This is a genomic window from Nocardia sp. NBC_01499 (genome assembly GCF_045040275.1).
Lineage (GTDB): Bacteria > Actinomycetota > Actinomycetes > Mycobacteriales > Mycobacteriaceae > Nocardia.
In genome coordinates this window covers 10030895-10051723 of the sequence record NZ_CP109426.1, presented here as the reverse complement: position 1 = coordinate 10051723, position 20829 = coordinate 10030895, and the positions used below count along the sequence as shown (strand labels likewise).

The window sequence follows — 20829 nt, the reverse complement described above, 5'->3', positions numbered from 1 at the left end:
GGGCAGGGCAAGCCCCGACTCGCCGTCAGCGGCTGGAAAACGTTGTCGGCCAGCGACAATGCCGCCGACGACACGGCTTCGGCACGCGCGACCCCCGCTCGTCTGCCGCGACGATCAGCGCGCTGGGTAGGCTCACGGATGAGGTGTCGATGCTGTCGTGAGGAGTTTCCGCAATGCCCGAGGTTCGCGCGCAGTTCGGCGTGCTCGGTGCGGTGGAGCTGACCGTCGACGGTGTCGGGCAGGCGCTCGGCGGGCCGAAACAGCGGGCGGTACTGGCGTATCTGGTGATCAACGCGAATCGGCCGGTATCGGTGGAGGCGCTGGCGCAGGCGGTGTGGGAGGACAACCCGCCGCCCGATATCAGGGTCAGCCTGCACACGATCGTCTCCAATCTGCGTAAACCATTGCGGGACAACGGCATCGACGCGCGGACGATGCTGGCGCAGGTCGGTCCCGGCTATCGGGTCACGGTGGCCGACGGTGCCAGCGACGTACAACGGTTCCGGGTGCGCAAGGACGCCGGGTTGCGGGCGCTGAGCACAGGGCAATTCCGGACGGCCAGCGAGTTGCTGTCCAGTGCGCTCGGCCAGTGGCGCGGGCCGGTGCTCGCCGACCTGCGCGGGCTCGGTTTCGCCGACGCCTACGCCACCGTGCTCGACGACGACCGCCTCGGCGCCATCGAGGCGCGCGCCGAGGCCCATATCGCGCAGGGACGCGCCGCGGCCGTGGTGTCCGAACTCGCGCTGCTCGTCGGCGAATACCCACTGCGCGAACCACTCTGGGAACAGCTGATCACCGCCCTGTACCTGGACGGCCGCCAGTCCGACGCGCTCGACGCGACCCGGCGACTGCGCGCCACCCTCGCCGCCGAACTCGGCATCGATCCGAGCCCGCCCATCCGCGAGTTGGAGGCGCGCATCCTGCGCCAGGATCCCCTCAACGGCCGCGCGCTGGCCGCCGCGGCCTCGATCGGTGCGACGACCATCGTCGACCAGGGTTCCGGCGCGCACATGGCATTGCTGCGGGAGCGCTCCGGCATGACCTACACCATCACGAACACCAGCACCCGCATCGGACGCCTGCCCGACAACGACATCGTGCTCGAACACGGCAAGGTCAGCCGCCATCATGCGGCGATCCTGCACAACGGGATCACTTATCTCATCAAGGATTTGATGTCGTCGAACGGTGTTTTCGTCGACGGGATGCGCATTGTCGATGCCGACGTGCTGAACGACGGTGCGGTGATCCGAATCGGTGACTACGAGCTGACTTTCACGGTTGTGCCGCCGGAATCGCTGGGCTGAGACTCGGCCGTTGGTCCGTCGTTAGCGAACCGTTGGTAGGTGCGACGAGAGTTGTCCTCAGCCGAAACCGGCTGGTCAACACCCCTCTAAGACCGCAGACATGGTCTGTACCCCCGTTCCTCGCCCCCTGCGCGCACTGCCCGTCGCGCCGGGAATCCGCGGCGGGTGGTCGGTTTCGGCGTTCTCTTTCCACCTGCAAGGTCGGCGGCTGTTCAGCGGCGCGGAGTGGGTTGCGCTGACGGCGAGGTTGTTTGAGTTGGCCGGGTGGGGCTCGGGGTGGGTGTTCGGGTCGGGGTGGAGGCTGTTGCCGGAGGTGATGTTGTCGGGCGCTGGTTCAAGGGCGGCACCGTTGTTGGTCGGCAAGTTACGGATGGGCGCGGCGGCGGCGTGGTTGAGCTTGGTGGTTTCGAGGTGGAAACTGTTGTCGGGGTGGATGTTCGGGGTGGGGTGGTGGAGGTCGTCGGCGAGACCGATGTGGTCGGTCGCTGGCTGCTGGTCGGTGTTGGCGTGGTTCCACAAGGTACTGGCGATGGCGATGGCGATGGCGATGGCGATGGCGATGGCGATGGCGATGGCGATGGCGATGGCGATGGCGATGGACAGACCGTCGCGCATGGACGCGGCGAGCGGCCCCCGATATCGATCGTCACCTCGATCGATACCTCGATCTGGGGTGGCTGCGTTGCGGACGAGGGGGTCGGCAAATCCGTCGTGGATGTAGGCGTCGGCAGATCCGTCGTGGTCGTGATGGTCGGCGGGTCCGTCGTGGTCGTTGGAGTCAGCGGGTCTGTAGTGATCGATGGGTCTGTCGTGATCGGCGGATCAGTTGTGGTCGACGGATCAGTTGTGGTCGGCGGGTCTGCTACCGGCGTGGAGTCCAACGGCTCTGCGATGGGCGCGGTGTCCGATGGCCCCGCTGGCGGGGTGGAGTCCGACGGCTCCGCAGGTGTGGAATCCAACGGCACGATCGGCGGGTCAAGTGCGGTCGTGTCTCCCCCGGGCGTGCTCGACCCCCCAGGCGCGGCACTATCGGTCGTATTCGGCACCGCCGGAACAAGATCCGCCGATTGGTCGCTCGTCGGATCAGGCAGGCTGATCGACAACGCCGACCGGTTCTCGGGCGTGTCCGGCCGCGCCGCGGTCTGCGCCGCCGACCCCGAAATCAGCAACCCGGCCACAACCACCAACGATCCGGTAATCGGCCCGGATCTTCGCATCGTTCGCGCCGCCCGCCACCACTCTCCGACTACAGCTTGAATTCCGAACACCGTGTGGAGCATGGCACGAAGCACGTCACCCTGCGCTCCCCAGTCGATTGGGGAACCTGGCTCGGCGTGAGCGCTACAGCGAAGGAGGCAAGCGAAGCCTTCGGCGCACGTCTACGTGACCTTCGCAAGGACGCCGGACTGACCGGCAGGCGACTTGCCGATACTGACGACGCAAGCGGTGCGCGGTCGGACGCACGAGCGATCATCTCCGCAGCAATGGAAGATCTGCGAGCTGACAGCGAGGTGTAGCGCCCGATACGCATGGTTTCGGTTTGTCGGCGGCGGGGCCGATGTGCGCGGGCGGGGCGCGGGCAGGAGGCATGGATCGGTTTGCGTGGACGGGGGTGGTGGGGGCGGGTAGGGTCTCCCCATTCTGATGAGGAGAACGTGATGAAACGCATTGCCTTGCTGGTCATTGGGGCTGTGGTGGCACTGTCGGGGTGTAGCTCGGCGGCGAGTACGGGGGCGGCGCCGACCACCGCGTTGAATCCCGCGGTGCGCGGGAAGTCGTGCCAGGACTACCTGCCGGTGCTGAGCAAGTTGAAGGAGGTCAGTGCGGAGTCGGCGAACAAGACTGCGGAGGACTCCATTTCGATGCTCCAGCAGTCGGCGCAATGGCCAACCCTCAGCGAGGTGGACCGGCAATCGACCATCGCCGGAATCCGCGACGCCGCAACGGGAAAATGCTAGCGGGGTCCGCCCTCGCGACCGTGCTCACGCCGGTGCAGTGCGAGCTGGATCTCCAGTAGGAGGCGGTCGGCGGGGTCGGTGAGATCGATGCGGAGGATCTCTTCGACGCGACGGATGCGGTAGCGCAACGTGTTCGGGTGAACCTGGAGAGCGGTGGCGGCGTTGCGTACATCGCCGTGTTCGCGCAGGTAGGTATCGACGCTCTCGCGCAGACTCGAGGAATGCTTGTGGTCGTAGTCGGACAGGGTGCGCAGGCGCAGGTCGTGCAGTTCGGGTCGGGTGCCGACGAGGTCGAGGATTTCGCCGAGTAGCACGGCGGTCCGAGATTCGGCGAGCGTGGTGACCCGGCCGCGCGGATACGTCGCGATCGTACTGTCGAGGACCCGATCGACCTCACGCCTGGCGTCGGCGACACTGCTCAGGTCGGGCACGGGACAGGCGATCGCCGCTCGAAGTGCCAGCGCGCGTTTGGATTCCAGCTGCTCGACGAGCTGGCGAGTCCAGGCGGTAACGGCATGCGCGGCTTTATAACTCGGCAACAGGACATAAACGCGGTCACCGAGCGCGGCCGTCACCGAGTCATTGCGAAATGAACTGGCGCGCAGCCGAAGCATGTTCCCCAACGCGGAAGGCTCAGTGGCAGAAGCAGTTTCGGTAGCGGTGAGCGCGAAGCCGACCACGGCCGCCGGACCGGTCAACGGCAAGTTCAACGCACTCACCACCGACGCGACATCAACAGACCCACCCTCACCGAACAGCCGCTGCACGAGCAACGCCTCGGTGGACGGCGCGTCAAGACTGCGCGAGATGAGCCGAGCCGCGATGGCCGATGCCCCGCGCAGGATCTCCGGCGCGTCCGGCTTGAACGGCCGATCCCCCTGCTGCAACCAGATCGTGCCGAGCACCCTCGGCGCCCGAGCGGCCCCATCTGCGGGATGCCGCACGCTCACCGCGAGCCTGCGCTTGATGTTCAACCCCTCGTGCTCCGGCACATCGATGACCTCGTCGGTCCGTCGCAGCCGGTCGAACACGCCCCACTTGCGCAGCACCGCCAGATACTCGCGCGGCCCCTCCCTACCCAGAATCGACATCACCCGCATCTGGTCGGCCGCCTCATCCGAGGCGGAATAGGCCAGCACATGAGACTGCGGGTCTTCGATCGACACCATGCCACCCGCGTTCTGCGCAACGATCTGCGCCAAACCGAACAGGTCGATGTCCGCGGCAACAAGCCCACTATCAACAGCCACGACTACGCCTTTCGGCCAACTCGACAACACACTCATCCCATCTTTGTCCTTTTAGCCCATTTCCCGGGCACTTTTCCGGTGTTGACTTCGGCTGACCTCAGTATCGCCATATCCACAGGAGGAACTATGGACGCCGTCGTGTCCACACCGCGGCCGGTCAACGAACCGGTCGGCACGTTCGCACCCGGTAGTGCGGAACGTACACGGTTGCAGGCGAAACTGGCCGAGCTCGGCGCGACCCCGACCGAGGTGCACCACGTTATCGCGGGCGAGCACCGGCGCAGTTCGGGCAAGACCATCAAGGTCGTGCAGCCGCACCGGCATGCCGCCACGCTCGGCACACTCACCACCGCGAAGCCGAGCGACGTGCAGGACGCGATCAACGCGGCCACCGCGGCGGCACCCGCGTGGCGGGCACTGTCGTTCGAGGATCGGGCCGCGGTGTTCTTGCGCGCCGCCGACCTGCTGGCCGGTCCGTGGCGCGAAACCATCGCCGCCGCAACGATGCTCGGACAGTCGAAGACCGCGTACCAGGCCGAGATCGACAGCCCGTGCGAGCTTGTCGACTTCTGGCGGTTCAACGTGCATTTCGCGCGGCAGATCCTGACCGATCAGCCGATCTCCTCCCCCGGCGTGTGGAACAAGGTCGAATACCGGCCGCTGGACGGCTTCGTCTACGCGATCACCCCGTTCAACTTCACCGCCATCGCGGGCAACCTGCCGACCGCGCCCGCGCTGATGGGCAACACCGTGGTCTGGAAGCCGGCGATGACCCAGTCGGTCGCCGCGTACTGGACGATGAAACTCCTTGAAGCGGCCGGTCTGCCGCCCGGCGTGATCAACCTGGTGAACGGTGCGGGACCCAAGGTCTCGGATGTGGCGCTGGCCGACCGCCGACTGGCGGGCATCCACTTCACCGGTTCCACGGCGACGTTCCAGCACCTGTGGCGTTCGGTCGCGGCGAACATCGCCGACTACAACTCCTACCCTCGGCTGGTCGGCGAGACCGGCGGCAAGGACTTCGTCGTCGCGCACAGCTCGGCCGACCCTGAGGTACTGACGACGGCGCTGATTCGCGGCGCGTTCGACTACCAGGGCCAGAAGTGCTCGGCCGCCTCGCGCGCGTTCATCCCGAAGTCGGTGTGGGCCAAGATGGGTCGCGAGTTCGTCGACAAGGTGGCCACGCTGAGCTACGGCGATGTCACCGACTTCAGCAACTACGGTGGCGCGCTGATCGACAAGCGCGCGTTCGACAAGAACGCCGAGGCCATCGCCCGTGCGAAGGCGACGCCGAGTCTGTCGATCGCCGCCGGCGGGCACGCCGACGATTCGGTCGGCTACTTCGTCGACCCGACCGTGCTGCTCGGCGAGGATCCGACCGACGAGGCGTTCAGCACCGAGTACTTCGGCCCGATCCTGTCCGTGCACGTCTACGACGACTCGGTCCGCGGCTCCTTCGAACAGACCCTCGACCTGGTCGACAAGGGCTCGCCCTACGCGCTGACCGGTGCGATCATCGCCGACGACCGCACCGCGATCGCCAAGGCGACCGAGGGCCTGCGCTTCGCCGCGGGCAACTTCTACATCAACGACAAGCCCACCGGCGCGGTCGTCGGGCAGCAGCCGTTCGGCGGGTCGCGCGCCTCGGGCACCAACGACAAGGCAGGCTCGGCACAGAACCTGCTGCGCTGGACCTCCGCCCGCACCATCAAGGAAACGTTCGTCCCGGCGACCGATCACCGCTACCCGCACCAGGAGCTCTGATGGCCTTCTCCGCTCTGCTGCGGCCCGCCATGCTGGCCGCGTCGCGCTCGCCGCGCATGGAACGCACCATCACCAGGATGCCGACGACCAAGAAACTGGTCGACCGGTTCGTCGCCGGTGACTCCGCGGATCAGGCGGTGGCCGCCGTCGAAGCCCTGCTCGGCTCCGGCCGGTATGTCACCATCGACTACCTCGGCGAGGACACCACCGAGATCGAGCAGGCCCGCACCACCGTCACGCACTACCTGCACATGCTGTCCGCGCTGGCTCAGCTTAATGTTCGGGCGGAGACGGAATCTGTTCGGCCGCTGGAGGTTTCGCTTAAGCTGTCGGCGCTCGGCCAGTCCCTGCCTCGGGACGGTCACGCGATCGCACTCGAGCACGCGCACCGGATCTGCGCGGCGGCGGCCGAGGCCGGGGTCTGGGTGAACATCGACGCCGAGGACCACACGACCACCGACTCCACCCTGGCCATCGTGCGCGAACTGCGCGCCGACTTCCCCAGCCTCGGCACCGTGTTGCAGGCGTACCTGCGCCGCACCGAGGGCGACTGCCGGGACATGTCGGGCTACGGATCGCGCATCCGGTTGTGCAAGGGCGCGTACAAGGAACCGGCGTCCGTCGCGTATCAGGGTCGATCCGAGGTCGACGCGTCCTATCTGCGCTGCCTGCGGGTGCTGATGCTCGGCGACGGCTACCCGATGGTCGCGACCCACGATCCGGCGCTCATCGAGGCCGCGCAGCGGTGTGTCGAGACGACGCATCGCAAGCCCGACGAGTTCGAGTTCCAGATGCTGTACGGCATCCGCGACGCGGAGCAGCGCAGGCTGGTCGACGAGCGCAACCATCTGCGGGTCTACGTGCCCTACGGCGACCAGTGGTACGGCTACTTCATGCGCAGGCTGGCGGAGCGTCCGGCCAATGTCGCGTTCTTCCTGCGTTCGCTGAAACCCGGTAGTCAGCGCTAACGGCGTCCCCGTCCGGTTGGCCAACCAGCCTGAACTTTATTTGGCCAACTCGCCGATCACACTCGCGCTGTGGTCGTATTTAGTAACCACAGCTCGAAGTGTGATCTGCGTTACGCATCGTCGCGTGACGCGGAGGACGAAAGGAACCACATGTCCATCGCGGAGTTGCGCATCCAGATGCTGCGCCGTAAACCCATGGGGCAGGTCGACGACGAGGGACCTGCCGATGAGCAGTTGTCGCGGTCGCTCGGCCTGTGGCAGCTCACGGCGATCGGCGTCGGCGGCATCATCGGCGCGGGCATCTTCACCCTGGCCGGTGCGGTAGCGCACAAGGTCACCGGACCGGCGGTGCTGATCTCGTTCCTGATCGCCGGTGTCGCCAGCGCGGCCGCGGCGCTCTGCTATGCCGAGTTCGCCGGGATGGTGCCGAAGGCTGGTTCGGCATACACCTACGGTTACGTCTCGCTCGGCGAGATCGCGGGCTGGTTCATCGGCTGGGATCTGCTGCTGGAGTACATCGCGGTGGCGGCGGTGGTCGCGATCGGCGTGTCCGGCTACTTCCGCTTCCTGCTCGGGCAGGTGGATATCTCGCTGCCGGACTGGATGATGGGCGCGCACGGCACCGGATCAGGCCATGTGGTCGACGTTTTCGCGATGCTGTTCTGTCTCGGCACGGCGTGGCTGCTCTCGCGCGGCATCAAGAGCGTCGGCCGGTTCGAGACCATCGCGGTGGGCATCAAGGTGGCCCTGGTCGTGCTGATCGTGGTGCTCGGCGTCTTCCACATCGACAGCTCGAACTACACGCCGTACTTCCCGTTCGGCACCGGCGCGGTGTGGACCGGCGCGGCCACCGTGTTCTTCGCCGTGTTCGGCTACGACGCGATGAGCACGGCCGCCGAGGAATCGACCGACGGCAAGAAGCATCTGCCGAAGGCCATCCTCTACTCGCTTGCCATCGCGATGGTGCTGTACGTGCTTGCCACGCTCGTGCTGACCGGCATGCAGAAGTACAGCGAGATCAGCCCGACGAGCGGGTTCTCCACCGCGTTCGAATCCGTTGGCATGCCTGGCATCGCGAACATCATCGCGATCGGCGCGATCGTCGGCATCGTCACCGTGGTGCTCACGTTCATGCTCGGCGTGACCCGCGTCTGGTACGCGATGAGCCGCGACGGGCTGCTGCCGGAGTGGTTCGCCAAGACGCACCCGGTGCGGAAGGTGCCGACCAGGGTGACCTGGATCGTCGGCATCGGTGCCGCGTTGATGGCCGGTCTGCTCGATATCACCGTGGTCGCCGAGCTGACCAATATCGGCATCCTGATGGCCTTCATCGTGGTCTCGGTCGCGGTAATCGTGTTGCGGCGCACCAGGCCTGACGAGCCGCGCGAGTTCAAGCTGCCGTTCATGCCGGTGGTCCCGCTGATCGGCATCGGCTTCTCGCTGTATCTCATCTGGTCGCTGCCGTGGCAGACCTGGGTGCGGTTCGTGGTGTGGCTGGTGGTCGGGCTTGTCGTGTACTTCACGTACTCACGGACGCATTCCAAGCTGGAGCGCACGGGTTCGGCGGATACGGCCGAGGTCGTCTGAGGATTTCCGAGGGGCACTGACGCCAGCTTCTCGGGCGGGTTGGGTGGGTTGGCCGATGGCCGCCCACCCAGCTTTATTTTCAGAGCAGACACTGATGCTCGACTGGCATCAGTCGATATCGAAAGGGTGTTGGACACGTATCAGTCCAGCGCCTTAGCCTTCTGACACGTCGCACGGCGAGTGATCCATCCCACACTCGCCGGTGCACACAGGAGGACACATGGCTCGGATTCTGATCACCGGCGCGGGCGGTGGCATCGGCACGCTGATGCGGCCGCGACTACGTCACCCCGACCGCGTTCTGCGACTGCTGGACCTGACCGAACTCCCCGCTCCCACAACGGATGAGCGGGTCGAGATCGTCACCGGATCGCTCACCGACGCCGACACCATGGTGGCCGCCTGCCGGGATGTGGACGCGATCATCCATCTCGGCGGGATCAGTCGCGAGGACAGCTGGGAGCGGGTGCTCGCGGTGAATGTCGATGGGACGCATACCGTTCTGGAGGCCGCGCGGCAGGCGGGCGTCTCGCGAATCGTGCTGGCGTCGAGCAATCATGCGGTGGGGTACCGGGCTGTCGAGACGGACCCGAATCTCATTGCGGGAGAGGCACCCCCGCGACCCGATACCTATTACGGGTTCAGCAAGGCGGCGATCGAGGCGCTCGGCAGTCTCTACCATTCGCGGTTCGGTATGGACGTGATCTGCGTTCGGATCGGGTCGTGCTTCGAGCGGCCGAATGATGTTCGGGGACTGTCGATGTGGCTGTCACCCGATGACTGCGCGCGACTGTTCGAAGCCTGCGTGAGCGCGGAAAGCCCTGGCTTTCGAGTGATTTGGGGCGTGTCGAAGAATACCCGCGCGGTGGTGTCACTGCGGGAAGCCGAGGCGCTCGGTTACCGCAGCCTGGACGACGCGGAGAAATTCGCGACGGAGCTCCCCGATGGCACGGCACCGACGTTTATCGGCGGTGCATTCCTCGATACCCCGCTCGGCACGCCGAATCCACTCTGACGCAACTCGAAACGCATAGCGCGATACCGAGTTCGCATCACGCTTTCCCTCAGTACAGCCCGGTCGGCGTGTGACGCTGAGGGCACTTGCTCGACCGCGAAAGAAGCGCAGCACAATGCCAGACAAATCAACGGTGCAGGCACGGAAATCGGCCCTCGGCACCAATGTTCATTTCCTCTATTTCTTCGGCGCGCTCGGCGGCATCCTGTTCGGCTACGACCTCGGTGTCATCTCCGGTGTGCTGCTGTTCCTCAAGGACACCTGGGAGCTGACCTCGGTGACCAAGGGCGTGATCGGCGGTTGCCTGGCCGCCGGCGCGATCATCGGCGCGGCCATCGCTGGCCGGATCACCGATCGGCTCGGCAGGCGCCGCGCCATCATGATCGCCGCCGTCGTCTTCGGCATCGGCGCGCTCGGCTGCGCGGCGGCACCGACGGTGCCGATGCTGGTCGTCGCCCGATTCATCACCGGGATCGCGGTCGGCTGTTCCTCCGCGACCGTGCCGACCTATCTGTCGGAGCTGGCGCCGACCAGGGCGCGCGGTGCGTTGTCGACATTGAACCAATTGATGATCGTGTCCGGCATTCTCATTGCCTACATTGTCGACTGGGCGTTGTCCGGGTCGGGGAACTGGCGTTTGATGTTCGGGCTCGCCGCGATTCCCGCGGTGGTGCTGTTCCTCGGATTGACGGTGCTGCCGGAAACGCCGCGCTGGCTGGTGAAGGCGGGGCGCGAGGACGAGGCGCGTGCGGTGCTCGCCGGCACCCACCGGTCGAATGAGATCGACGCCGAACTCAACAGCATCCGTACCGTCAACCAGCTGGATGTACAGCAGAAGGGCCGTCTGCGCGACCTGTGGGCGCCGTTGGCCAGGCCCGCGTTGGTCGTCGCGCTCATCCTCGCCGTCGGCCAGCAGTTCTGCGGCGTCAACGCGGTAAACCTCTACGCCCCAACGATGTTCACCGATCTGGGTTTCGGCAACTCGACGTCGCTGCTTGCGGCCATCGTGCTCGGTGTTGTCAAGGTGGCGTTCACCGCGTGGGTGATCTTCGTGGTCGACCGGTGGGGTCGCAAACCGCTGCTGCTGCTCGGGAACGTCTGTATGGCGTCGTCGCTGTTCCTGCTCGGCATCATCGTGCTCACCGTCGACAATCACACGGTCACCGGGTTGACCACGCTGATCCTGCTCAACGTCTACCTGGCCGGCTATGAACTCGGCTGGGGTGCGGTGGTCTGGGTGATGATGGCGGAGGTGTTCCCGCTGCGCGTGCGTGGCGTCGGAATGGGTGTCGGCAGCGTGGTGCTGTGGAGTTCGACGTTCGCCATCACCTTCCTGTTCCCGGTGATGAACGACCATCTCGGCCTTGCCAAGTCGGCCTGGTGCTTCGCGGCGGTCAGCGTGGTGTTGTTCGTGCTGGTGCGGCGGTTCGTGCCGGAAACCAACGGGCGCAGCCTGGAACAGATCGAGCTCGATCTGCGCGCCAGGGTCGGCGGGCGCGCCACGGAGCGGGCGTGATTCGCATGCCGCCTGCCGAAACACGCAGCGTCGTCTACGTATCGAACGCCGACAGTCGCGAGATCTCGGTGCTGCTACTCGACGCCACCGGCATGCTCACGCCGGTGACGTCGGTACCGGTGGACGGAACGGTGATGCCGTTGGCGATCAGCCCGGACCGCCGGTTCCTCTATGCCGGGCTGCGCTCGGAACCGTTCTCGGTCACGGCTTTTGCCATCGATCCGTTGTCGGGCCGACTGGCGGCGTTGTCCACCACGCCGTTACCCGACAACATGGCCTACCTCGCTACCGACCGAGCGGGACGGTTCCTGTTCAGCGCCTCCTACAGCGGCAACAAGATCGCGGTCAATCCGATCTCGCGTAACGGCACCGTGGGGTCGCAACCGGACGAGGTCATTCCCACTGCGCCGCATGCGCATTCGATCCTCGCCGATCCGTCGAATCACCATGTGTTCGTTGGCGTACTGGGTGGCGACCACATCCTGCAGTACCGCTTCGATTCGACCGCGGGCAGGCTGATACCGAACCGGCCTGCGGCCGTCGGGACCGAACTCGGTGCGGGACCGCGACATATCGTCTTCCACCCGACCGGCCGGCTGGCCTTCGCGACGAACGAGCTGGACGGAACGGTCAGCGGCTATCTGTTCGATCCGGTGACCGGCACGCTGACGCCGGTGTCATCGATATCCGTTCTGCAAGAGGGCTTTTCCGGTAGCCCATGGACATCGGATATTCACGTGACCCCCGACGGCCGCTATGTCTATGTGTCCGAACGAACTTCGGACACCATCGTCGGCTTCCGCGTCGACGGCACACCCGGCGCTCTCGAACTCCTCGGCCACACCCCCACCGAGTCCCAGCCGCGCGGCTTCGCCATCGATCCGCACGGACGCTTCCTGGTGGTCGCCGGCCAGAAGTCCCACGCGATCACCAGCTACGCCATCGACCAGGACACCGGTGCGCTCACCCCCATGCACCGCGTCCCGGTCGGCCGCAACCCCAACTGGGTCGAGATCATCGACCTGCCCACCGCATGACCCGCCACCTGGACGACGCGCGCCCGTGGCTGCGCGATCGCCCGCAGCATCGACCGGAGGCGGGCAGGCTGGCAGCCATGGTCTCACTGGAGCAGGTCCGAGGGTTTGTCATGGTCGCCGACGAGGGCAGCTTCCGCCGTGCGGCGGAGCGGCTCCGGATGACGCAGCCGCCGTTGAGCAGGCAGATCCAGAAGCTCGAGCGCGATATCGGGGTCGAGCTGTTCGATCGCAGCCAGCGGCAGGCGCAGCTGACCCCGGCGGGTGCGGTGTTCCTGATCGAGGCGCGCAGGCTGCTCGCCCTCGCCGAGGGCGCGCCGGGGACCGCGCGGCTGGTCGCGGCGGGCGGCGCGGGCACGGTGCGGATCGGCTTCACCGCGGCGTCCGGATTCGGGTTCCTCGGCCGGTTCCTCAATCACATCGAGCAGGGGCTGCCGGGGGTCGAGGTGGTGCTGCGCGAGATGGTCAGCTCGGATCAGTTCGAGAACCTGCGCAGCGGCAAGCTGGACCTCGCACTGGCCCGCCCGCCGTTCGACCGCACCGAATTCGACTGCGAGCTGGTGCATTCCGAACGCCTCATGCTCGCACTGCCCGACGCGCACCCGCTCGCCGCCGACGGCCCGATCGCGGTCGAGGAGCTCGGTGGCGAGACACTGCTCGTGTACGCGCCGGGTCCGGCGCGGTATTTCGCCGATCTGGTCGCGGGAATCCTTGCAGCCGTGCCTTATACGTCGACGCACGAGCTGACCCAGGTGCACACCATGCTGGCGCTGGTCGCCGCGGGCCGTGGCCTGGCGCTGGTACCGGAGACGGCCAGTCATCTGCATCCCGACGGCGTGCGGTTCCGGCCGCTGGACGGCGTCGACGATCCGGTTGTCCTGTACGCGGTGTGGCGACGCACCTGCGCGAACCCGGCGCTGCCTCGGGTCGTGCGACTGCTCGACTCGCTGCCACCCGTTCATTGAAAGGAAGACAATGTCGCATCTATCCGCTGCAGAACTAGGGCCTGCGCTCGGCAAGGGTCTGCTGTCGTTCCCGGTCACCCATTTCGACGCGGACCTCGCGTTCGACGAGGCCGCGTACCGCAAACACATCGCCTGGCTTGCGCAATACGAAGTCGCCGGGCTGTTCGCCGCCGGGGGCACCGGTGAGGGCTTCTCGCTGACACCGTCCGAGATCGATCAGGTGGTGCGTGCGGCGGTCTCCGAGACCGGCGGACGGGTACCCGTCATCGCACCGGCGACGGCAGGCACCGCGACCGCCGTCGAGCAGGCCAGAGCGGCGGAAGTCGCTGGGGCCGAAGGCATTCTGCTGCTGCCGCCGTATCTCACCGAGTCCGGTCCGGCGGGCCTGGTCGAGCATGTCGCCACCGTCTGCGCGGCCACCTCGCTCGGCGTCATCTTCTACAGCCGCGCCAACGCCACCTGCAACGACGTGACCTTGGCGCGGATGGCCGAACGCTGCCCGAACCTGGTCGGCTTCAAGGACGGCGTCGGCAATATCGAGACGATGACCCGGATCTACGCGCGGCTCGGCGACCGGCTCACCTACATCGGCGGGCTGCCCACCGCGGAGACCTTCGCCCTTCCGTACACCGAAATGGGTGTCACCACTTACTCTTCCGCGATCTTCAACTTCCTTCCTGAGTTCGCGCTCGCGTTCTACCGCGCCGTGCGGGCGCGGGATCGCGATACCGTCTACCGGCAGCTGCGCGAGTTCGTCATCCCCTACCTCGACATCCGCGACCGGCAGCCCGGTTACGCGGTGTCCATCATCAAGGCCGGGCTGACCGCGATCGGCCGTCCCGCCGGACCGGTGCGGCCGCCGCTGACCAACCTCACCGAGGACGAGCGTGCCGAACTCGGCGCACTGATCCGCACCATCACCGGACCGGCGGCATGACCGGCGCGGCAACGCTGGATCGCATCGTCGACGTCACCATCTCCTCGGTCGCGCTGCCCCTGCCGACCGGCATCAGCGATGCCAAGGTGTTGACGGGACGGCAGCGGCCGATGACCGAGGTGGCGGTGCTGTTCGCCGAGATCACCACCGCGGCCGGGTTAACGGGCCTCGGCTTCAGTTACTCGAAACGGGCAGGCGGGCCTGGGCAATTCGCGCACGCGCGTGAACTCTCCCCAGTGCTGCTCGGCGAGGATCCCAGTGATATCGCCAAGATCTGGGACAAGCTCATGTGGGCGGGGGCGTCGGTCGGTCGCAGCGGGCTTGCCGTGCAGGCGATCGCGGCGTTCGATGTCGCGCTGTGGGACCTCAAAGCCAAACGTGCCGGGTTGCCGTTGGCCAAACTGCTCGGAGCGCACCGGGATTCGGTGCGCTGCTACAACACCTCCGGCGGATTCCTGCACGCGCCGATCGAGGAGGTCCTGGACCGGGCGACGGAAGCGCTGGCAAGCGGGATCGGCGGCATCAAACTCAAAGTGGGGCACCCGGACAGCGCCGTCGACCTCGCGCGGGTCACGGCGGTGCGCGAGAAACTCGGCGACCGGGTGCCGTTGATGGTCGACGCCAACCAGCAGTGGGATCGGGCGACCGCACGCCGCATGTGCCGTGCGTTCGAGCCGTTCGGTTTGGCGTGGATCGAAGAGCCCTTGGACGCCTACGATTTCGACGGCCACGCCCGCCTCGCGGCAACCTTCGACACCCCGATCGCAACAGGTGAAATGCTGACCAGCGTGGCCGAGCACACCCAGCTCATCCGTGCGAGCGGTGCCGATATCGTGCAACCCGACGCGCCACGAATCGGCGGCATCACCCAGTTCCTGAAGGTGATGACCATGGCCGACAGCGAAAACCTGCGACTGGCCCCGCATTTCGTGATGGAGGTGCACGTCCACCTCGCCGCCGCCTACCCGCGCGAACCCTGGGTCGAGCACTTCGAATGGTTCGACCCGCTGTTCGACGAGCGCCTGGAGATCGCCGATGGGCGAATGCATCTGTCGGGTCGTCCCGGCCTCGGGGTGACCCTCAGCGAGCAAGCCCGCGCCTGGACCGTGGCCGAATACTCGACCCGCGCCTGACCTTTCGGAGGAATCATGGACACCGACCCGAACGACCTATCCCGAATCATCGGCGCGGCAGCGGCATCCGCCGCCCAGCTCGCCGACTCCACCCCGGCCGGACGCGCGCGCTGGCTCACCAACGCCGCCGACGCGCTCGATGCCGCGGCCGACGAACTGATCCCACTCGCCGCCGAGGAAACCCATCTTCCGGAAAACCCGCGCCTGCGTGGCGAATTGGCGCGCACCACGTTTCAGCTGCGCCTGTTCGCGGAGGTGCTGGCCGACGGCGAGTTCCTGCGCGCCACGGTGGACCACGCGGACCCGCAGTGGCCGATGGGTCCGCGGCCGGATATCCGCCGCAGCGTTGTCCCGATCGGACCGACGCTGGTGTTCGCCGCGAGCAACTTCCCGTTCGCGTTCAGCGTCGCGGGTGGCGATACCGCCGCCGCACTGGCCGCGGGCTGCCCGGTCATACTCAAGGCGCACCCCGGGCATCCGCGCTTGTCCGCGCGCACCGGAGTCATCGTGCGCGACGCCCTGATCGAAGCAGGGGCCCCGGCCGGAATCTTCGAGGTCATCCACGGTATCGACGCAGGAACCACCGCACTGCGTCACCCGGCTATCGCTGCGGCGGCCTTCACCGGGTCGGTACCAGGCGGGCGTGCGCTGTTCGATATCGCCACCGCACGTCCACGGCCGATCCCGTTCTACGGTGAACTGGGCAGCGTCAACCCGGTGGTGGTACTACCGGAAGCTGTTCGCGCGCGCAGTCGCCAGATCGTGGCGGGTTTCCTCGGCTCGTTCACCCTCGGCGCCGGACAGTTCTGCACCAAGCCAGGCCTACTGTTGCTGCCCGCAGGCCACGGCCTCACCGACGCACTCCGTACGGCCGTTCGCGAGGCGCCTGGGCAACGGCTACTCAACGATCGCATCGTCGACGGCTTCCGCGCGCGGATCACCAGCCTGCGCGAACATCCTTCGGTCACAGCGCTTTCCCTGCCCGATATCGGAGACGACCTGCTCGCCCCGACGTTGCTGAAGGTGTCTGCCGCCGACTTCCGCGCCGGTGGCGAGCTGCTGCGCACCGAATGCTTCGGCCCCGCCGCACTGGTGGTCGAGTACGCGAATCCCGCTGAGCTGCAGTCACTTCTCGAGGAACTCGAACCAGGCCTCACCGCAACGGTCTTCGCCGAGGACAACGAAATCGACGCCGTTCGCCCACTACTGACCGCGCTCACCGCGCTGGCCGGACGCCTGATCTGGAACGAATGGCCGACAGGCGTAACCGTCACCTGGGCTCAACAACACGGCGGCCCCTATCCGGCCACCACCGCACCCACCACCACCTCGGTGGGCACCGCCGCGATCGACCGATTCCTGCGCCCCGTCGCCTGGCAGGGCTTCCCCGATGCCCTGCTCCCGCCCGCGCTGCGCGAGGAAAACCCTTGGCGCCTACCGCGCCGCATCGACGGAAAGCGTGACTGACCATGTCCCCTGTCATCACCGACGTCCGCCTCACCCCCATCCTCATCGCCGACGCACCCCTGCTCAATGTCGGTGGCGTGCACCAGCCGTACACGCCGCGACTGATCGTGGAACTCGAAACCGACAGCGGCACGGTCGGTCTCGGCGAAACCTACGGCGACCACCAATACCTCTCCCGCGCAACGGAACTGGCACGACACCTGATCGGCATGCCGGTTTCCGCGAGCAACGCGATCCGCTTGCTCGGCGCGGGAGACACCCGCCTACTCGACGACAACCCGGTCGCCGGAGGTCTGCGCGGCACGCTGACCACGGACAAGGTCCGGCTCAGCGTGATCTCGGCCTTCGAGACCGCGGCACTCGACGCGCACGGCCGCGAACTCGGCCTGCCCGTGCACGCCCTGCTCGGCGGCAAGGTGCGCGACCGCGTCGACTACTCCGGCTACCTGTTCTACAAGTGGGCCGAACACCCGATGCCGGACGCGCCCACCGACGAGTGGGGCGAGGTGCTCGACCCGGACGGCGTCGTCCGGCTGGCCGAAAGGTTCAGTGCCCATGGCGGATTCCGCTCGTTCAAGCTGAAAGGCGGCGTATTCCCGCCCGAGGAGGAAGTCGCCGCGATCACCGCGCTGGCCAAGGCGTTCCCCGAGCACCCACTGCGCCTCGACCCCAACGGCGGCTGGTCACTGGCCACCGCGACCGCGGTCGCCGAACAGCTCACCGGTGTCGTGGAATACCTCGAAGACCCCACCGCCCGCCTCGCCGACATGGCCGAACTGCACCGCCGCACCGGAATGCCGTTGGCCACCAACATGATCGTCACGTCCATCGACGAGATCCGCCCCGCCTTCGACGCGAATGCGGTCCAGGTCGTGCTGTCGGACCACCATTTCTGGGGCGGCCTGCACGCCACCCGCGACCTCGCCGCGGTCTGCCACGCCTACGGCAAGGGCATCTCGATGCACTCCAACACCCACCTCGGCATCAGCCTCGCCGCGATGACCCAGGTGGCCGCCACCGTCGCGGACCTCGACTACGCCTGCGACACCCACTACCCGTGGCAGGCCGAGGACATCATCACCGCACCGTTCGCCTTCACCGACGGCGCCATCGAGGTCACCGACACCCCAGGCCTCGGCATCGAGCTCGACCGGGACGCGCTGGCGCGGCTGCACGAGCGCTGGCAGTCGATGCCCGCGCTGCGCGATCGCGACGATGTCGCCGCCATGCGCACCGCCGATCCCGGATATCGCCCGCCGAGTTCGCCGAAATACTGAACTCTCTGTGATCCGCATCCGTATAGATTGCGAAATGGTCATACGGCTATCTACTGTCGGGTCTTCGGCCCGACGGCTCAGTCGTGCTGGTCACGCGATCGAGCGTGGCCGAGAGGAGCGGTAGTAGATGGATCTCCAGGACGTCGTATCCGCGGGTTTGGTCGAGCAGCGGGAGTTGCTGGAGCAGGGAGTCCTGTCCTCGCAGGAACTCGTCGCCGCCACGCTGACGGGCATCGACGCGGCCGCTGACCTGAACGCGTTCACCCAGGTGCTGCACGAACAGGCCCGCGCCGAGGCGATCGAGCGTGATCGGGAGCGCGCCGCGGGCGAGGTGGGCCCGCTGCACGGCATCCCGATCGCGATCAAGGACGAGATCGATATCGCCGGCCTGGTGACCACCTTCGGCACCCGCGCCAACTCGACCCCGGCCAAGGCCGACGCCGAGGTCGTGCGCCGATTGCGGGCGGCGGGAGCCGTGATCGTCGGCAAGACCGCGATGCCGGAATTCGGGCAGTGGCCGTTCACCGAGTCGAGCACCTACGGCGTCACCCGCAATCCCTGGAATCGAAACCACACCACCGGCGGCTCCAGCGGTGGCTCGGCCGCGGCGGTCGCGGCGGGCCTGGTCCCGGTCGCGATCGGCAGCGACGGCGGCGGCTCGATCCGGATCCCGTCGGCCTGCTGTGGGCTGTTCGGCCTCAAACCGCAGCGCGGGCGGGTGCCGGTGGCGCCGTTCGAGCAGCTGTGGTGGGCGCTCGGTGCTACCGGGCCGTTGGCCAGGGGGGTAGTCGACTCGGCGATCGTGTACGACGTGATCCGCGGCAACACACCCACCGACCGGTTCACCGCGCCGGACCCGGTGATGTCGTTCGAGCAGGCCGCACGGCAGTCGACAACGGGTCTGCGGATCGGCGTCAGCACGACCTCGCCCAACCGACTGGCGAAGCCGGATCCGGAGCACGTGCGCGCGGTCCGCGATACCGCGAAACTGCTTGCCGAACTGGGACATTCCGTGTTCGAGGTGGATCCGCACTACCCCGAGTCGCTGCACGCCTTCTTCCCGCAGTTCTTCGGCGGCGTGCGGGACGAAGCCGACCACGTCGAGCATCCCGAACGCCTCGAACGCCGCACCCACCAGACCATCGCGATGGGTGCCTGGGCCAGGCGCCCCGTGGTGGAGTGGGCGATCCGGCAGGGAGAATCGTTGGCGCGCAAGGTAGATCGCGTCTTCGTCGACTGCGACCTGCTGCTCACCCCCACCCTCGCGGGCCGCCCGCCGCGCATCGGTGCGCTCGACGGCGCGAGCACCGTTCGCGCCCAACTCAGGTCCGTCCCGTTGGTGGCCTACACGACGCTATGGAATGTGACGGGCCACCCGGCCGCCTCGCTGCCCGCCGGCGTCGGCGCGGACGGGCTGCCGCTGGCGGTGCAGCTGATCGGGCCGAGCAATGGCGAGACGACCATCCTCACCGTCGCCGCGCAGCTGGAACAGGCTCGGCCGCACGCTCGTCCGCTGGCCTGACCGCCGATGCGGCGGCTAAGGTGGCCGGTGTGACCGAATTGGGCGATATCGCACCACCTTTCGTAGAACTGGCGCACCGCATCGTGTGGTGCACGGCATCCACGACCGATGCGGCGGGACGCCCGCGCAGCCGCGTCCTGCATCCGATCTGGGAGTGGGACGGGCAGCAGCTGACCGGCTGGATCGTCACGGGGAAGACCCCGGCCAAGTTGGCCCAGCTCACGCACAGTCCCTATGTGGCGTGCAACTACTGGGCGCCGACGCACGACACGTGCCTCGCCGAGTGCGCGGCCGAATGGGTCGACGATGTCGGGACGAAGACCAGGCTGTGGGAACTCTTCAAGAGCACACCGGCACCGCTCGGCTACGACCCCGGCGCGATCGGCGTCCCCGGATGGACGGGACCGGAGTCGCCGGATGTCAGCCTGCTGCGCCTGCGGCCGTGGCGACTACGCGTGCTGCCCGGCAAGGACTTCCTGACGGGATCGTCCGCGATCTCCTGGCGTGCGTAAACGCGACTAGCGCAACGATATAGCGAAGATCATTCACAAATAAGGCGGATTTACGAACAAGATTCTGTACGGTCGAGGTATGCGCAAGAATGATTCACCCGGCGGCTCGGTTCCTCCCGTGCCGCCGATCCATCCTCCGGCCGGGGTACCGATCGATGATATCGACCGGATCCTGCTCGACCAGCTCGCGCGGGACGGTCGGATGACGAACAACGCGCTCGCCGCAGCCGCGGGCATTGCGCCGTCGACCTGCCTCGGCCGGGTACGAGCGCTGGTGGAGCGCGGCGTTATTCGCGGGTTCCACGCCGATATCGATCCGGCCGCGCTCGGCCGGAGCCTGCAGGCCATGATCGCGGTGCGGTTGCGCGCAAGCGCCCGCCAGCACCTCGCCGAATTCGGCGAGCAGATGTCGGAGTTCGAGGAGGTGCTCAACGTGTACTTCATCGCGGGCGCCGACGACTACCTGATCCACGTCGCCACCTCACACACCGACGAACTGCGCCGGTTCGTGCTGAACAATCTGAGCGAGCATCCGGCCGTCGCCTCGACCGAGACGATCCTGATCTTCGAGCACATGCGGCCGAGGACGAATCCGACGACATGACAAGGACGGCCGA

The 20829-nt window shown here is 67.0% G+C and carries 20 protein-coding genes; 18 read left to right on the top strand and 2 right to left on the bottom strand.

What is annotated here, in order from left to right; genetic code table 11:
• Positions 1–173 precede the first annotated feature (173 nt).
• On the top strand, positions 174–1307 hold the full coding sequence (locus tag OG203_RS45205; protein WP_405163351.1) for a BTAD domain-containing putative transcriptional regulator: 1134 nt from the start codon (positions 174–176) through the stop codon (positions 1305–1307).
• Between the two features lie 75 nt (positions 1308–1382).
• Here OG203_RS45205 and OG203_RS45200 read toward each other — a convergent pair whose 3' ends face one another.
• On the bottom strand, positions 1383–1922 hold the full coding sequence (locus OG203_RS45200; protein WP_405163350.1) for a hypothetical protein: 540 nt from the start codon (positions 1920–1922) through the stop codon (positions 1383–1385).
• A gap of 213 nt (positions 1923–2135) precedes the next feature.
• Here OG203_RS45200 and OG203_RS45195 point away from each other — a divergent pair, with 213 nt between their 5' ends.
• From OG203_RS45195 to OG203_RS45185, 3 genes are all read left to right on the top strand, one after another.
• Entirely contained in the window at positions 2136–2564 is a 429-nt protein-coding gene (locus OG203_RS45195; protein ID WP_405163349.1) for a hypothetical protein, read from the top strand.
• A 77-nt stretch (positions 2565–2641) separates the two neighbouring features.
• Entirely contained in the window at positions 2642–2824 is a 183-nt protein-coding gene (locus OG203_RS45190) for a hypothetical protein (RefSeq protein WP_405163348.1), read from the top strand.
• A 141-nt stretch (positions 2825–2965) separates the two neighbouring features.
• Entirely contained in the window at positions 2966–3265 is a 300-nt protein-coding gene (locus OG203_RS45185) for a lipoprotein (RefSeq protein WP_405163347.1), read from the top strand.
• On the opposite strand, the gene OG203_RS45180 is transcribed toward OG203_RS45185, so the two are convergent.
• Positions 3262–4515 (bottom strand): PucR family transcriptional regulator, encoded by a 1254-nt coding sequence (locus OG203_RS45180; protein ID WP_405163346.1) that lies wholly within the window; start codon positions 4513–4515, stop codon positions 3262–3264. The two genes, OG203_RS45185 and OG203_RS45180, sit on opposite strands and share 4 nt — an antisense overlap.
• Before the next feature lie 126 nt (positions 4516–4641).
• Here OG203_RS45180 and pruA point away from each other — a divergent pair, with 126 nt between their 5' ends.
• The 14 genes from pruA (at position 4642) to OG203_RS45110 (ending at position 20816) form a co-directional block, all read left to right on the top strand.
• The gene (gene pruA / locus OG203_RS45175; protein ID WP_405163345.1) at positions 4642–6279 is read left to right on the top strand and encodes an L-glutamate gamma-semialdehyde dehydrogenase; all 1638 of its coding nucleotides are present in this window, start codon (positions 4642–4644) and stop codon (positions 6277–6279) included.
• Complete coding sequence (locus OG203_RS45170) at positions 6279–7247, top strand: proline dehydrogenase family protein (RefSeq protein ID WP_405163344.1); 969 nt, start codon at positions 6279–6281, stop codon at positions 7245–7247. Before pruA ends, OG203_RS45170 begins: the two co-directional genes overlap by 1 nt.
• Before the next feature lie 150 nt (positions 7248–7397).
• A complete protein-coding gene (locus OG203_RS45165; protein ID WP_405163343.1) occupies positions 7398–8834 on the top strand; it encodes an amino acid permease in 1437 nt (478 codons plus the stop codon).
• A 220-nt stretch (positions 8835–9054) separates the two neighbouring features.
• Positions 9055–9849, top strand: a complete 795-nt coding sequence (locus OG203_RS45160; protein WP_405163342.1) for an NAD-dependent epimerase/dehydratase family protein — start codon at positions 9055–9057, stop codon at positions 9847–9849.
• Positions 9850–9964: 115 nt separating this feature from the next.
• Positions 9965–11365 carry a sugar porter family MFS transporter gene (locus tag OG203_RS45155; RefSeq protein WP_405163341.1) on the top strand — a complete coding sequence of 467 codons (1401 nt, stop codon included), beginning with the start codon at positions 9965–9967 and terminating at the stop codon, positions 11363–11365.
• Between the two features lie 5 nt (positions 11366–11370).
• Positions 11371–12402 carry a lactonase family protein gene (locus OG203_RS45150; RefSeq protein ID WP_405168196.1) on the top strand — a complete coding sequence of 344 codons (1032 nt, stop codon included), beginning with the start codon at positions 11371–11373 and terminating at the stop codon, positions 12400–12402.
• The gene (locus OG203_RS45145) at positions 12399–13364 is read left to right on the top strand and encodes a LysR family transcriptional regulator (protein ID WP_405163340.1); all 966 of its coding nucleotides are present in this window, start codon (positions 12399–12401) and stop codon (positions 13362–13364) included. The genes OG203_RS45150 and OG203_RS45145 overlap by 4 nt, the downstream gene beginning before the upstream one ends.
• A gap of 10 nt (positions 13365–13374) precedes the next feature.
• On the top strand, positions 13375–14301 hold the full coding sequence (kdgD, locus tag OG203_RS45140) for a 5-dehydro-4-deoxyglucarate dehydratase (protein WP_405163339.1): 927 nt from the start codon (positions 13375–13377) through the stop codon (positions 14299–14301).
• Entirely contained in the window at positions 14298–15434 is a 1137-nt protein-coding gene (locus OG203_RS45135; protein WP_405163338.1) for a mandelate racemase/muconate lactonizing enzyme family protein, read from the top strand. The genes kdgD and OG203_RS45135 overlap by 4 nt, the downstream gene beginning before the upstream one ends.
• A gap of 15 nt (positions 15435–15449) precedes the next feature.
• Positions 15450–16901, top strand: coding sequence for an aldehyde dehydrogenase (NADP(+)) (locus OG203_RS45130; RefSeq protein WP_405163337.1), 1452 nt, complete (start codon positions 15450–15452; stop codon positions 16899–16901).
• Complete coding sequence (locus OG203_RS45125; RefSeq protein WP_405168195.1) at positions 16898–18178, top strand: glucarate dehydratase family protein; 1281 nt, start codon at positions 16898–16900, stop codon at positions 18176–18178. The genes OG203_RS45130 and OG203_RS45125 overlap by 4 nt, the downstream gene beginning before the upstream one ends.
• Positions 18179–18305: 127 nt before the next feature.
• Entirely contained in the window at positions 18306–19700 is a 1395-nt protein-coding gene (locus tag OG203_RS45120) for an amidase (RefSeq protein WP_405163336.1), read from the top strand.
• Between the two features lie 29 nt (positions 19701–19729).
• Positions 19730–20212: a pyridoxamine 5'-phosphate oxidase family protein gene (locus tag OG203_RS45115; RefSeq protein ID WP_405163335.1), complete on the top strand. Its 483-nt coding sequence runs from the start codon at positions 19730–19732 to the stop codon at positions 20210–20212.
• A 79-nt stretch (positions 20213–20291) separates the two neighbouring features.
• Positions 20292–20816, top strand: a complete 525-nt coding sequence (locus OG203_RS45110; protein WP_405163334.1) for an Lrp/AsnC family transcriptional regulator — start codon at positions 20292–20294, stop codon at positions 20814–20816.
• The last annotated feature ends 13 nt before the right edge of the window (positions 20817–20829 follow it).

Bases quoted from the DNA above. Each gene is read 5' to 3' on its own strand.
- OG203_RS45135 (WP_405163338.1), top strand. From the start codon at position 14,298: ATGACCGGCGCGGCAACGCTGGATCGCATCGTCGACGTCACCATCTCC.
- OG203_RS45160 (WP_405163342.1), top strand. From the start codon at position 9,055: ATGGCTCGGATTCTGATCACCGGCGCGGGCGGTGGCATCGGCACGCTG.
- pruA (WP_405163345.1), top strand. From the start codon at position 4,642: ATGGACGCCGTCGTGTCCACACCGCGGCCGGTCAACGAACCGGTCGGC.
- OG203_RS45165 (WP_405163343.1), top strand. From the start codon at position 7,398: ATGTCCATCGCGGAGTTGCGCATCCAGATGCTGCGCCGTAAACCCATG.
- OG203_RS45155 (WP_405163341.1), top strand. From the start codon at position 9,965: ATGCCAGACAAATCAACGGTGCAGGCACGGAAATCGGCCCTCGGCACC.
- OG203_RS45120 (WP_405163336.1), top strand. From the start codon at position 18,306: ATGGATCTCCAGGACGTCGTATCCGCGGGTTTGGTCGAGCAGCGGGAG.
- OG203_RS45110 (WP_405163334.1), top strand. From the start codon at position 20,292: ATGCGCAAGAATGATTCACCCGGCGGCTCGGTTCCTCCCGTGCCGCCG.
- OG203_RS45170 (WP_405163344.1), top strand. From the start codon at position 6,279: ATGGCCTTCTCCGCTCTGCTGCGGCCCGCCATGCTGGCCGCGTCGCGC.
- kdgD (WP_405163339.1), top strand. From the start codon at position 13,375: ATGTCGCATCTATCCGCTGCAGAACTAGGGCCTGCGCTCGGCAAGGGT.
- OG203_RS45130 (WP_405163337.1), top strand. From the start codon at position 15,450: ATGGACACCGACCCGAACGACCTATCCCGAATCATCGGCGCGGCAGCG.
- OG203_RS45145 (WP_405163340.1), top strand. From the start codon at position 12,399: ATGACCCGCCACCTGGACGACGCGCGCCCGTGGCTGCGCGATCGCCCG.
- OG203_RS45200 (WP_405163350.1), bottom strand. From the start codon at position 1,922: ATGCGCGACGGTCTGTCCATCGCCATCGCCATCGCCATCGCCATCGCC.
- OG203_RS45185 (WP_405163347.1), top strand. From the start codon at position 2,966: ATGAAACGCATTGCCTTGCTGGTCATTGGGGCTGTGGTGGCACTGTCG.
- OG203_RS45150 (WP_405168196.1), top strand. From the start codon at position 11,371: ATGCCGCCTGCCGAAACACGCAGCGTCGTCTACGTATCGAACGCCGAC.
- OG203_RS45205 (WP_405163351.1), top strand. From the start codon at position 174: ATGCCCGAGGTTCGCGCGCAGTTCGGCGTGCTCGGTGCGGTGGAGCTG.